Source organism: Roseibium sp. HPY-6, from assembly GCF_040530035.1.
Classification (GTDB): Bacteria; Pseudomonadota; Alphaproteobacteria; order Rhizobiales; family Stappiaceae; genus Roseibium.
Genome location: NZ_JBEWCD010000001.1, coordinates 673,022 through 685,747, shown reverse-complemented (window position 1 = coordinate 685,747; position 12,726 = coordinate 673,022). Strand labels below are relative to the sequence as shown.

The following is a 12,726-nucleotide window of genomic DNA, read 5'->3' as shown; positions in this document are numbered from 1 at the left end:
TTAGAGGGTTGATGGCAGGAACAGGGCCAGTTGCGGCATCAGGATGAGCAGTCCGACCATTGCCAGCATGGCCAGCGCATAGGGAATGCAGCCCAGCATGACATCGCTGAAGCTGCCCGATTTCCGCGCTGCCTGGACGACATAGAGGTTGAGACCGACCGGCGGTGTGATCAGCGCCATTTCGACCAGAATGATCATCAGGATGCCGAACCAGATCTTGTCGTATCCGAGCTGGACGATGATCGGCACCACGATCGGTATGGTCGCGACCATCAGGGAAAGCGTCTCGATGAAGAAGCCCAGCACGATGTAGATCAGGATGATGACGAGCAGTGTCTCCAATGGGCCCATTCCAAGACCGGATAGCACGTCCTGAAGGGCGCGGCTGACGCCTGCGGCGGTAAGCGCAAAATTCAGCACATAGGCGCCGATCACGACCAGCATGATCATGGCCGAAGTCTTGACCGAACCGCGCAGGGCGTCCTGGAGCATCTCCCAGGTCAGCGCCCTTTGGTGGGCGGCGATCAGAAGCGCAATGGCAACGCCTACCGTGGCAGCTTCTGTCGGGGTTGCCCAACCGGCATAGATCGAGCCGACGATGGCACCGAACAGCCCGAAAATGGGGAGAAGATTCGTCAAACCACCGAGCTTTTCCGCAAGCGAACTGGAGCGGCGCGGCCCGCCGAGCCCAGGCCTGACAACGCACATGATCACCGTGATCAGCATGAAGAGACCCGCCAGGAAGAGGCCGGGCACCAGACCGGCGAGGAACAGTTGCGGGATCGAGCTTTCGGTCAGGAAGCCGTAAACGATCAGGTTGATGGAAGGCGGGATCATGATCCCGAGCGTGCCACCGGCAGCGATCGCTCCTGAAAAAAGCTTCTGATTGTAGCCGAGGGTTTTGGCCTGCGGCATGGCAACGGTGGCAACGGTCGCCGCGGTCGCAACGGATGAGCCGGATGTTGCCGAAAACATCGTGGAGGTTGCGATGTTTGCGTGGATCAGACCGCCTGGCATCCAGGCAACCCATTTTTCAAGAGCGGCGTAGGTCCGCTTTGCAACGCCGCTGCGCACCAGGATCTCACCAAGCAGCACGAACATGGGAATGGCTATCAGCGTCGCGCTGTTGGACGAGGACCAGACAACCTGACCAAGGCCGCGCATCAGTGGAAACGGGCTGAAGAACTCGTCAATGCCGAAGGCAAGCAAAAAGAGCACAATGCCGACGGGGATGGAGAGTGTCAGCAGGCCGAGAAGGCCGACGGATGTAAACGCGATCATGCTTCCCCCCTGGCGCCGGCAATCGAGTCGACGGACTTGTAGTCGGACGAGGCGAATTTCACGAGGACGGTAAGAAGCAAGATGCAGGCCGAGACGGCGAACCAGACCCAACCTGCCCACCAGAGCAACTGCGGTATCCAAAGCGGCGTTTCGAGCGGCGTGTTTGCGCGTGCGCCCGTTGAAAGTGTCTTTTCCAGAACACCCCAGCCTCTCCAGGCGACCACGATGGCCGTTCCGGAAAGGCAGAGGAGGGACAGAATGTCGAAAACAGCCCTGCCGAGTGGAACCAGGCGCTGGCGGAGCAGGTCGATGCGCACATGCGCCTGCTCCGTCAGGGCGTAGCTGATGCCCCAGCTAGTGGTTACCGCCATGACATAGCCGGAGATTTCGTCGACTCCCCCGAGCGAACCGCCCAGGCGCCGGGCGATGATCTCCACGAGTGTGAACACGACGCAGGCAAGCAGAACCAGGCCGACCACGATTGCGAGGCGGTCATTTATCCGCCGGAGCTGCGTTGCCAGGGAAGTCATTGAAATCCTGCCTTAGTTGGTTTCGAGTTTGACGCCCGTGACCTTGCCGACACTGTCGCTCCAGCGGCTGGCCCAGTCACCTCCGGCGCGTTCGGCCCAGTCAGGCAACACTTCGCTGATGAGCACATCCTTGGCCTTGGCCTGGTCGGCCTCGCTTGCCTCGACAAGGATCAGACCGCGCGCTTCGCCATAGGGGCATTCGCCGTTGCCAGTGAGGCAGGCGACATCGTTCTCAAGCGCGTTTTGCGCTGTTTCCCAGGCCTTTGCCTCCAGGTTTTCCTTCACGCCTTTTTCCAACGTCGCTTTTTGAGCGTCCGACAGAGTGTTCCATTTGTCCAGGTTGATGGCGGTCACGACCGGGTCCCATCCGCCGAGCGGCAGCGGCATCAGGTGCGTTGAAACTTCCCACCAGCCGGCGTTGTAGCCGGATCCGGCACCCGTAATGGCGCAATCGACAACACCGCGCTGCAGAGCACCCGGAACCTCGCCGAAACCGACATTGACGCCTTCAGCGCCCAGGGCTTCCAGAAACTTGGCTGTCATGCGGCCGGAGGCGCGCACTTTCTTGCCCTTCAGATCGTCGAGAGAACCGATCTCGGCGTTGCAGAAAACCACCTGTGGCGGGTAGGGCGCAATGCCCAGCACCTTGGCATTGAAGACGTCGCGGTAGATGTCGTCGACCATCGGGCGAGCCGCCTCGACGGCCTTCTGCGCCGTGGACGCATCGGTGGCTATCAGCGGAACGTCGAGGCCCTCAAGCGCGACACTGTCCGAAACGGCATAGTCGGCAACGGTCATGCCGACATCGAAAACGCCCTGGGAGAGAAGGCGGAAGACGTCACCACCACCAATGCCCATCTGGTCATGGGTCGTGAGAGAAGCGGTCAGATCACCGCCGGAAAGTTCGGGCAGTTTTTCGGTCCAGAAGGGGGCCTCATACTGCTTGTGGAGCGGCAACCCGCTCCAACTGCCGACGACGGCCAGTTCTTCGGCCTGTGCGGCGGTTCCTGCAGCGAACGCGATCAGTGAGCTCGCGGACAACAATACCAGTCTGTTCATTGCGTTCATCCTCTGTTTTTCTCAATCTTTCAGTTAGTTATCGTTATAGGGGTAGAGCGGGTCCGTGTGCTCTCCGACATCGGCGATGAGCATGGCGCCCGGGGAATGGGTCATTGAAAGTGGGGGACGGGATCGCATGATCGCGGCCTGTGGTGTGACCCCGCAGGCCCAGAACACCGGAACTTCGTTGGCTGCAAAGCTGACGGGCTCACCCCAGTCCGGTTTATTCAGATCAGCAATGCCGATCGCCTCCGGGGCGCCGACATGGACCGGCGCTCCGTGCGCAAGCGGATAGCGTCTGCAGATCTCTTTGACTTCGTTCAGACGCACTTCCGGGATCGGCCGCATCGAGACGACCATTTCGCCCTGAAAGGGGCCGCTTTTCGTTGTTTCGATCGAGGAGCGGAACATCGGCACGGTGACGTTGCTGTCGATGTGGCGCATTGCGATCCCCGCGTTGCGCAAAGCGTCCTCGAAGGTGAAAGAGCATCCGATCGCAAAGGCGACAAGGTCGTCGCGCCAATGGTCGTAAAGATCGGAGACCTGTCTTTCCAGAACGCCGTTCCGGTAAATGTTGTAGCGCGCGGCGTCCGTACGAAGGTCGATGTCGGCTCCGAGCCGGGGGAGGGTCACGTCACCTGGCTTCGAAACACCGGCAAGCGGACACGCCTTCGGATTGAGCCGGCAAAAGGTTTGAAAATCCTCCGCCAGGTCCCCCGGCAAAATCGCCAGATTGCACTGAAGACGTCCCTTGGCGAGACCTGCGGTATGGCCCGTGTAACGCCCTTCACGGATCAGACTGCGCTGCGTGGCAGTGTCCAGGTCAAACAGGTCTGGAAGCTGGGCGTTCTGGCGCGTCATGTCCACCTCGAAATTCGGTGGCAAAATGCTGCTGCGGATCTATTATCAAGTCAAATCGTGAATTTCTGTCCAAAGTGATCAAAATTTTTTATCACTTTTCAGAGGTGGCAACCATGACATTTGAGCAGCTCAAGACCTTCCTGACAGTCGCACGCATGGGCGGTGTGCGCCGAGCCGCAGAACAGATGAATGTGTCCCAACCGGCTGTTTCCACACGCATTTCGAGTTTGGAGTCTTATTTGGGCACCGAGTTGTTCAGCCGCGTTTCAACCGGTGTGGTTCTGACCCGCAAGGGTGTGCTTCTGCAAAACCACGCCGAACAGATCATGGCGATCATGGAAAGGATCAAGGGTGACGTCATGGCCGAGGACAGCATCAGCAGTCTCTTGCGCCTCGGTGTTGCTGAGACCGTGGCGCAGACCTGGCTGCCGGATTTCCTCCGAGAACTGCACCTCAGTTTTCCCAAACTCAAGATTGAGGTGTCAGTTGATATATCGGTCAACTTAAGGGAAATGCTTCTGGACCGGTCGCTCGACCTAACGATCCTGATGGGCCCGATTTCCGAATACAGCGTCGACAATCTGGATCTGCCGCCATTCGAGTTGTCCTGGTACCGGCCCGTCGATCTTGAAGATCCCGATCTCAGTACGACGCCGGTCATCACCTATAATCGCAACTCGCGGCCGCACCGGGAACTGACCCAGGAACTGCGTGACCGGTACGGCAGCACCGCGCAGGTCTTTCCCACGAATTCCCTTTCAACCGGATTTGAAATGGTGGCATCCGGGATCGGCGTCGGTATCCTGCCGCATGTTCTGGGCCGCCGCCTTGTTGAAGAGAACCGGATCACGACCTTCGACCCGGGCTGGCAGGCAACCCCGCTGCACTTCACGGCGACCTATATAGGCGAACCCAGAAATGAACTGATCGCGCGTGCGGCGCGGGTCGCTCAGACCGTGGCCTGGGCGTTCGAGGAGGTGGGTTGAGAAGGTGACACACTGCGTGACTGCGCCTGCAATGCTGCGTCAAGACCTGTTGCGCGGAATAAACCTCAAGGGATTTTCCGAAGAATAACGGACGCTCTTTGTTTGCATCCACGCACGCTGCGCCAGCTTCAGGGATAAGTACGGGATTGGATCAAACGGCTGAACCATCAGCGGTTCGAACCAAAACCGGGTCGGTCGCAGAATATATATCGTTGCAACAGGCTCGTGCGCTTATTCCAGTTCAAGAAGGTGTACGCGTGACCTAGGTTGGCCAGGACATGCGTTGAACGCATCTTTTAAACGAAGCCTCGCACATTTGAATGAAAGCGCATGAGGTGGAAACAGCTCGAAAGACTGCTTGTGCCGGTCGAACGTTCCTGTTTCAACGTCAAAGAGAGATCAGCGCCTCGCATGTCTGCATTTTCGCTAATTCTTGAGCTGGAAACATGTTGGAAAAAATTCAGATTGAAAGATCCGTCGGTCATATGGCACGGAACAACATGGCTGATGTGCGCAAGGTGCAAGAGCGGCTGAATGAATTGCTCGATCCGAGCCAGTCGCAATTGGTGCCCGATGGGATCAACGGCCCGCGTACGAAAGATCTCATCGGAGACTTTCAGACGAAGGTTGTTGGCTTCAAAGTTCCTGACAAACGTGTCGACCCCGTGGGCAAGACAATCTCCGCGTTGAATGACATTGCGTCAAAAGCAATCTGGAAGGGGCAGCCGCTCGGACCAAGGCCCGTTGATCCGAAAAAACTAGATCCCGACCCCCCGGTGTTATTCGACAAGATGCCAAAAATTGGCGTTATTGGCCCGGTGGACCAGAACGGCGGCTTTGATACCTACCCGCCACCGGCGCAAGTGCTTGGGCCGTCACAAGTCAACACAATAGTAGATCGTGACGGTGCGTGGATCATGGTTCCTGTCGGCGGCGAGAGGGAGATTTCGCTCGATCTCGATCCGGACAAGCCGGTTGAGTTCCACACTCTCGGCATGGATGAAGACGGTGTCGTCAACTCGATCATGCGCGATCGGTTGCTGAGGGCGACGGTCAACGGAAGAAACCTGAAAATCAAGGGTCTGACACCGTGCAAGGATTGCAGGCTCGACATCGTCCAAGATGGCAGACATCTGAGGCTTTATGTTTCGGTCAAACCACTTCGGATTCTGCCTCTCTATGCCTTTCGGGTCGATCACGGGCGGCGAATGAAGACGCGTGTTTCCTCTTCGGAACTGCGATCAATCGTGCAAATGGCCAACTCGGACATTTTGCGGCATCAGTGTAACATTGAGTTCGACCTCAAGGACGACAGAGAGTTGTCAACTGAGGAAATCGGGCGCCGCATCGGTCATTCCCTGACCGTCAGCTCATTCAGCAGGGACGAATTGCAGTATCTTACGCCGTTTGCCGTCAACAGAACCCTTCCGCAGCCTCACGGTGCGGAGGAGGTGAAGACAGTCAACCTGTTTTTCGTCCGTGAAATCAGAGACCTTGCACAGAAAGGTGCTGACATCAGAGGATTTATGAAAGACCGAGGTCTTCCCTCAGGTATCTGCGTCATTGATGATCATTCCACCCGACATTCGACGGACGTAAAAGCGCTCGCACGCATACTTGCGCATGAGGTTGGTCACATGTTGATTGGCGAGATCTATACGCATGGCAGCGCCATCAATCAGGCCGAAGTGCATAACCCCTACAGGGACGCACTGATGTTCAGCTACACAAACGGCGGCTACAGGCTTTACAGAGTTGAAATCGAGACGATGAACCCCACAAAACGTCAGCAGCCGATGATGCTGCTCTAAAGCTGCCAGAATGCGTTCAAGTCTGGCTTTCAGAAAACACTTTTGAAATGAGGCTCGACCTGCTTCTCACTCTATTGTCGTTCGAGACATGTCTGTTTTTCGTAGCCGCCTGAGCGCTTCCATCCGGTATTTGAAGATGGGCAGGGCTTTTATCAGTTTTATTCGGACAAGGTTGTCTTTCGCAGAGGATCAAATCGCTTCGAATAAGCCCGGAAAGAGAAGCAAACGGCCAACCTTCATGATCTCAATACCGACCTAGTCGAGCGGCGGAAGTCTGTTTTCGAAAACGAAAGACTTCACTATGGAGGTGTTCGTTTCCGCGCGGTCATGAAACGGCAGCAGGATGTCGTCAAGTTCGGCAACATCCCGCAGCAGCAGCCGGGCAACATAACAGTCGTCGCCGGTGACCCGGTCGCAAGAGGTGAAACGCGGTTCTTCCTCGATCATTTTTTCAACGGTGTGAAGTTGCCCGCTCCGCGGTTTGATCCTGACAAGCGCCTGAATTGTGTAGCCCATCCGGCGCAGATCGATCCTCGCGCCAAAACCGACGACAAATCCGCGTTCCTGCAGACTGCGCAGCCTTTCGCCGACCGCTGGACCTGAAAGGCCCACCTCTTTGCCGATATCGGTAAGACTGGTGCGGCCCTGGGAGTCGAGGATCTCGACAATCCGACGGTCCGTTTGATCCAACTCTTTCGACATGAAAACAAGTTACGGCAATCGGAAACGATACGAAAGAGAAAATGCCAACAGGCAATCGGTAATGCGGGGACATAACGGCCGCTTGTCGACTAAGATCCAGCCACGAAAAGACAGGAGTTTCCAATGGATGTTCAACGAATTGCGGCATTCAGCCAAGGATCTGAGGGCGGCAATCCCGCAGGTGTGGTGCTGTTGCAGAACGCTGCCAGCGAAGACGAGATGGCGCGCGTTGCCGCCGAAGTCGGGTATTCCGAAACGGCTTTCGCCACCGAAGAGGGAGATGAAGGCAAAACCTGGCGGGTCCGTTACTTCTCGCCTGAATCCGAAGTACCGTTTTGCGGACATGCGACCATCGCCCTTGGCGCGGCATTGGGAAAACAAAACGGCGCAGGCACCTATACCCTCGTTCTGAACGACGCCACGATCACCGTGGACGCAGAGGCCACGCCGGACGGCATGATGGCGACCCTGTCGTCGCCCCCGACGATCAGCCGTGCGATGACCGAGGCGGAGGCGCGAGATGTCTTGTCGCTGTTTGGCTTGACCTCTGAAGACCTCGATCCGCGGCTGCCGCCGGCGTACATTCACGGCGGCGCCAATCACGTAGTTTTGCCCCTTAAAGACCGCGCCCGGCTTGCATCGATGTCATACGATCTCGACAAGGGGCGTTCCGTGATGCGCGAGCATGATCTCGTTACTGTCATGCAAGTCTATATCGAGGACAATCAGACCTTTGTGGCGCGGAACGCGTTCGCCTCAGGCGGCGTCGTTGAGGACCCGGCGACAGGGGCTGCTGCTGCGGCCTTCGCTGGTTACCTTCGAGACAGCCGGTGGCCCCACAACGGCAGCTTTATCATCCGCCAGGGCGAAGACATGGGCAGCCCCTCCCTGATCAGGGTTTCTCTGGACGACACGAAAGGTGCGTCTGTTCGAGTTTCGGGCGGCGCTCGGGACATCAAATAAACGGGCTGACAGCTCGTGGGTGAACCATGTCGGATCAATACTGGGCGCTTGTCGTGTTTGCTTTGATAGCCACCGGTTCACCCGGTGGCGCAACAACGCTTGCCACGGCTTCGGGAGCAAGATTCGGTTACCGGCGCAGCATTCCCCTGATCCTGGGCATCGCTTTTGCGCTTGCCGGCCTGGTAGCGGTTTCGGGAACCGGCCTCGCCACATCGCTTCAGGCAACGCCTTTCCTGGAGTTCGGCGTGCGGGCAGCCGGTTCGGTCTATTTGCTCTGGCTTGCCCTGAAGGTTGGCCTGGCTGGTCCGCCCGCATCAGTTCACGTCGATGACGAGCGCCCCATCAGTCTTGTCAAAGGCGCTCTCTTGTTGATGGTAAATCCGAAGGCCTGGGCAATGGCTTTGGGCGTGGCGTCCTCTTTCGCAGAGCTGGCGCAAGCGCCCCTGATGCTCGGCGTTATCCTTGCCGCGATATTCGGCCTGTCGGCTTTGGCGTCACTCACGGTCTGGGCTCTGGCTGGTGGTCTCATTGCACGGTGCCTCAGTTCCGATTGGCACTGGCATCTGTTCAACGGAACGATGGCTGTCCTGCTTAGTGCTTCCGTCATACAGTTCTGGATCTAGCCGGAGAGGGCGTTAAAGCAAATAAGACAAACGAGCGAGTTGACCGGCGTCCACATCGTGACCACGCTCGCCACTTTTGTCCGGCCCGAACTGATCCGGCTATTTGTAAGAACCTGCTGTATGGCCCTTTTAAGTGTCTTGTCTCCGCTTCAAAGATCAGTACCACTGAAAGTCGCCAAAGAGCTTTGGCTGCAAACCGTGCGCCAATGCTTGAGCTGGCATGAAGTGGGCGAACTCATCAAAAGGCGCACAATTTGACGAACAGTTTCATCCTTTTGACAGGTTGCTCATGCGGTGGAAAATCAACACTGCTGGAGGCATTGCGTAAGCGCGGGTTTGAAACTGTTCAAGAGCCCGGACGGCGCATAGTTTCGGAAGAAACCGCCGGCAACGGCCACGCTTTGCCCTGGGTGAATTTGAGGTCGTTTGCGCTTCGTGCGGTCGAAATGGCGAAGTCCGACCTGACATCAGTCCTGAACGCTGAAGGCCTTGTTTTCTTTGATAGGGGGCTCATTGATGCGGCTGTCGCTCTGGAACATTCTGGCGGCCAAACGGTGAAAGAAACACTTGACGGGAGCCGGCCCTATGCGAAGAAAGTCTTCGTGGTCCCGCCCTGGAAGGAGCTCTTTGCGAAAGATGCCGAGCGCAGGCATGATTTCAGCACGGCGGTTCAGGAATATGACCGGATCAACCGGACCTTGGATGATCTGGGATACACAATTAGAGAGTTGCCGCAGGCACCGGTGTCTGAACGGACAAACACGATATTGCACGAGTGCGGCGTCCTTTAGCTTCAGGTGAAATCAAAGCCGGATTTCGGAATTAGGCGCTGCATCATCGAGAGGGCGGAACGGGACATCGAGTAGTGGTCGCTATGCTAGTGCTTGGACCCAGCCTCCTCTGTCTCCATGTCTTGCAGTTTTTGCCGCAGCTTTGAACCCGTGCCAACGAACCTTTCCTCCGACAGATTGCAGCGCTCGATGCGATCAATCCGGAAGTGTCTGAAATCGGACCGCAATTCGCACCATGCCGCAAGCACCGCTACTCTGACGTAATAGGTGATCGACAGCGGCAAGACTGTGCGGCGTGTGCTGATTTCGGCAAGGTCCGTGTAGGACATCTCGACCTTTCTTTCCTCTCTGACAGCGGTGCGAAGTGCACCAATGATTGCCGGATCGATATCCTCGATACCCCAGTCGGAGACACTTAGTGAATCGGAAGATGTGTTTGTTGTGCCCAGTTTTGAAAGCACCCGCTGCGCCGCCTTTTCAAGCGTCTTGTCACCGGTTCTGGACAACAGGCTCAAGCCAACCACAATCGCTTCGATTTCTTCGCGGTCGAAATTCAGAGGCGGCAGGTCGTAGCCATCCGCCATGACATACCCGACGCCGACCTCTCCTTCGATGGGCACGCGCATGGACTGAAGCGTGACGATGTCACGGTAGACGGTCCGTTGAGAGACCTCCAGTTGCGCAGCTAGGTAGGTTGACGGCACCGGTTCGGTCTGCCGCCTCAGCAATTGAATAAGTTCAAACAGCCTGTCGGTTCTCTGCATTGCGCTCCGCCTTTTTTCGCATGCCAGCATGACCATACTGACAGCCTGTTGTCAGTATGGCTCGTCTACAAAATGCGCAGACAGACCAAACCCGGACGGAACAGGTTACCTTCATGGCGACAGCACATTCTCTCAATTCGACCCTGCGTTCGTTTATCGAACGCCAACCCATGTTCTTTGTCGCGACTGCTGATGTGGCAGGGCGTGTCAATGTCTCTCCGAAGGGCATGGAGACGCTAAGGGTTGTCGATGACACCCACGTTCGATGGCTTAACCTCAGTGGCAGCGGGAATGAAACCGCCGCGCATGTTCAGACGACGGGCCGGATGACCCTGATGTTCTGCGCGTTCGAAGGACCGGCAATGATCTTGCGGCTTTATGGTCAGGCAAAGGTTTGGCATCCACGCGATGAACACTGGCAGTCATTGCTTGCAGATTTTCCGGACATTGCCGGAAGCCGCCAGGTTTTCGATCTGTCGATAGATCTCGTCCAGACGTCTTGCGGAACCGGTGTTCCTCTGATGGACTTTAAAGCCAATCGTGCGGACGTTGAGCTTGTCCCGTTCTATGAAAAAATGGGAGAAGACGGTGTTCGCGATTACTGGAGGCGCAAGAACATGCTCACAATCGACGGGAAGCCGACCGGTATTTTCGATGAGCTTTGATATAAGGCCGGCAACGTGGGCTCACTTTGAGGCCGTGATGGGCGAAAAGGGTGGCTGCGGCGGCTGTTGGTGCATGTTGTGGCGGCGCTCGGCTCAGGAAATGGAAGCTGGAAAAGGCGCGGGCAACCGGGAAGCGATGAGAGACCTCTTCGCCAGCGGCGAGGTCCCCGGCCTGGTCGCCTTGAGCGACGACAGAGCTGTCGGCTGGATCCAGATTGACCGGAGATCAGCCTTTCCGCGCCTTGCCACATCACGAATCCTGAAGCCGGTCGACGACCGCGACGTCTGGAGCGTCTCCTGCTTCTTTATCGACAAGGGCTTTCGGCGCCAGGGGCTCTCAGTTGCTTTGTTGAACGCTGCAACAGACTGGGCACAGTCGAAGGGCGCTTCCTTGATTGAGGGATATCCTATCGACACGCCGAAAGAGAAGTATCCGCCGGTTTATGCGTGGACCGGGTTTCTTGATACTTTCAAAAGAGCAGGTTTTTCTGAGGTGGCTCGTCGCTCACCAACGCGGCCGATAATGCGAAAACACCTCTGACACGACGGCAAATTCCCGTTTTACTTCGCGAGAACGGCGCGCGCTTCCTATCCAGACCTCCTAAATTCCCTTTTTTGAACGGGACCATGCATCGGTCAGGAAACGGTCACGTCCCTTGCCGCAACAAGCGCACATTCAGTTCCTTCACAGGATTTGCAACACGACCAAATTGTCCGCTGAGCGCTGACCGCTGACGCCCTTCCTGTAATAGCGGGTTCGTGGAGAACGAGTCCGGAAGTTCAATGGCATCGGAGACTTTTCAAATGTCGTCAGAACTTGAAGTCTGTCGATAGGACGCTCCGTTTGCACGCATGCAGCGGCTCTAACGAAGATTTGTTTTCCAGAAAGTTGGCATGCTTCTGACCGACATATTCGCGTCACATACGCAATTTCTTATTCAATCTGGACGCGTGTCCAAATCAGAATTCAACCAAATTTGAAGGAATTATGATGACCGTCAAATCGACCATTGTGGCAAGTGCTGCTCTTTCGTTCGTCCTCGCAGGCACGGCCTTTGGTGAAGATATCTCAAAGCAGGCCGTAATTGATGCGCAGATCGTGTGGGGCAAGGGTATCGTTGAGATCTCCACGATGCACGCGGAGGGGGCTGATTTCAAGGCGCGTGCAGAGAACCACGTCAAATCGCTCTATGCCTACGGTGATGCGGATGTGATGTTCAAGCCCACATTGGCGGCGAAAGACCAGTTCCGCGAAACATATGATGAAGCACTGAGTTACTTTATCGGAACGGAAGGGTCCGAAGACAGCGGCTTCGCAATCAAGGGATGGACCAAGGTCCGCTGGGAAAATAACGGGATCCACACAACGGACGAAACCGCGATGGCGATGGGCAACTACTTCTTTACCGGGCCTGACGGCAAAGAAGTCAAAGTGGAATACACCTTCGGATATGTGAAAAGCCCTTCAGGCGACTTGAAAATCAACCTACACCACTCGTCACTACCTTACGATCCGGCGAAGTAAGGCAGATCCCAAGGCGACTGCCGGGCATAACGGCTTTTGCGAAGTCCCAACCGCCGTTGCCGACGGAAGACCTGCGCGAGCCACGTTGCGCAGGTCTGTCAAAAGGTGACCGGGGGTAAACCCTGTCATAGTATCGTTTGCTACCATCTTTGAGGGATGGCGAAA

General features: G+C 56.6%; 14 protein-coding genes. 8 read left to right on the top strand and 6 right to left on the bottom strand.

Features of this window, described 5'->3' with window-relative positions:
- Genes ABVF61_RS03340 through ABVF61_RS03325 form a run of 4 tightly spaced genes read right to left on the bottom strand, consistent with a single transcriptional unit; the run spans position 1 to position 3,731 of the window.
- The gene (locus ABVF61_RS03340) at positions 1–1,281 is read right to left on the bottom strand and encodes a TRAP transporter large permease (protein ID WP_353992109.1); all 1,281 of its coding nucleotides are present in this window, start codon (positions 1,279–1,281) and stop codon (positions 1–3) included.
- Entirely contained in the window at positions 1,278–1,811 is a 534-nt protein-coding gene (locus ABVF61_RS03335; RefSeq protein ID WP_353992108.1) for a TRAP transporter small permease subunit, read from the bottom strand. Before ABVF61_RS03335 ends, ABVF61_RS03340 begins: the two co-directional genes overlap by 4 nt.
- A gap of 12 nt (positions 1,812–1,823) precedes the next feature.
- Complete coding sequence (locus ABVF61_RS03330; protein ID WP_353992107.1) at positions 1,824–2,870, bottom strand: TRAP transporter substrate-binding protein; 1,047 nt, start codon at positions 2,868–2,870, stop codon at positions 1,824–1,826.
- Between the two features lie 33 nt (positions 2,871–2,903).
- Positions 2,904–3,731, bottom strand: a complete 828-nt coding sequence (locus ABVF61_RS03325) for a putative hydro-lyase (RefSeq protein WP_353992106.1) — start codon at positions 3,729–3,731, stop codon at positions 2,904–2,906.
- 113 nt (positions 3,732–3,844) lie between these two features.
- Here ABVF61_RS03325 and ABVF61_RS03320 point away from each other — a divergent pair, with 113 nt between their 5' ends.
- Both ABVF61_RS03320 and ABVF61_RS03315 read left to right on the top strand, forming a co-directional pair.
- Positions 3,845–4,717, top strand: a complete 873-nt coding sequence (locus tag ABVF61_RS03320; protein ID WP_353992105.1) for a LysR family transcriptional regulator — start codon at positions 3,845–3,847, stop codon at positions 4,715–4,717.
- 446 nt (positions 4,718–5,163) lie between these two features.
- Positions 5,164–6,528: a peptidoglycan-binding domain-containing protein gene (locus ABVF61_RS03315; protein ID WP_353992104.1), complete on the top strand. Its 1,365-nt coding sequence runs from the start codon at positions 5,164–5,166 to the stop codon at positions 6,526–6,528.
- 255 nt (positions 6,529–6,783) lie between these two features.
- Here the strand turns inward: ABVF61_RS03315 and ABVF61_RS03310 are convergent, their stop codons facing one another.
- Positions 6,784–7,230, bottom strand: coding sequence for an Lrp/AsnC family transcriptional regulator (locus ABVF61_RS03310; RefSeq protein WP_353992103.1), 447 nt, complete (start codon positions 7,228–7,230; stop codon positions 6,784–6,786).
- 123 nt (positions 7,231–7,353) lie between these two features.
- On the opposite strand from ABVF61_RS03310, the gene ABVF61_RS03305 reads away from it, so the two are divergent.
- The 3 genes from ABVF61_RS03305 to ABVF61_RS03295 all read left to right on the top strand — a co-directional run bounded on the left by ABVF61_RS03305 (position 7,354) and on the right by ABVF61_RS03295 (position 9,607).
- Entirely contained in the window at positions 7,354–8,193 is an 840-nt protein-coding gene (locus ABVF61_RS03305) for a PhzF family phenazine biosynthesis protein (protein WP_353992102.1), read from the top strand.
- A 26-nt stretch (positions 8,194–8,219) separates the two neighbouring features.
- Positions 8,220–8,816 carry a LysE family translocator gene (locus ABVF61_RS03300; protein WP_353992101.1) on the top strand — a complete coding sequence of 199 codons (597 nt, stop codon included), beginning with the start codon at positions 8,220–8,222 and terminating at the stop codon, positions 8,814–8,816.
- 254 nt (positions 8,817–9,070) lie between these two features.
- A complete protein-coding gene (locus tag ABVF61_RS03295) occupies positions 9,071–9,607 on the top strand; it encodes an AAA family ATPase (protein WP_353992100.1) in 537 nt (178 codons plus the stop codon).
- Between the two features lie 86 nt (positions 9,608–9,693).
- On the opposite strand, the gene ABVF61_RS03290 is transcribed toward ABVF61_RS03295, so the two are convergent.
- Positions 9,694–10,371, bottom strand: coding sequence for a helix-turn-helix transcriptional regulator (locus ABVF61_RS03290; RefSeq protein ID WP_353992099.1), 678 nt, complete (start codon positions 10,369–10,371; stop codon positions 9,694–9,696).
- Positions 10,372–10,484: 113 nt separating this feature from the next.
- Between ABVF61_RS03290 and ABVF61_RS03285 the strand changes: the two genes are divergently transcribed.
- From ABVF61_RS03285 to ABVF61_RS03275, 3 genes are all read left to right on the top strand, one after another.
- Complete coding sequence (locus tag ABVF61_RS03285; RefSeq protein WP_353992098.1) at positions 10,485–11,036, top strand: pyridoxamine 5'-phosphate oxidase family protein; 552 nt, start codon at positions 10,485–10,487, stop codon at positions 11,034–11,036.
- Positions 11,026–11,577 (top strand): GNAT family N-acetyltransferase, encoded by a 552-nt coding sequence (locus ABVF61_RS03280; RefSeq protein ID WP_353992097.1) that lies wholly within the window; start codon positions 11,026–11,028, stop codon positions 11,575–11,577. The genes ABVF61_RS03285 and ABVF61_RS03280 overlap by 11 nt, the downstream gene beginning before the upstream one ends.
- 447 nt (positions 11,578–12,024) lie before the next feature.
- Positions 12,025–12,561 carry a metal-independent carbonic anhydrase family protein gene (locus ABVF61_RS03275; RefSeq protein ID WP_353992096.1) on the top strand — a complete coding sequence of 179 codons (537 nt, stop codon included), beginning with the start codon at positions 12,025–12,027 and terminating at the stop codon, positions 12,559–12,561.
- Positions 12,562–12,726 lie beyond the last annotated feature (165 nt).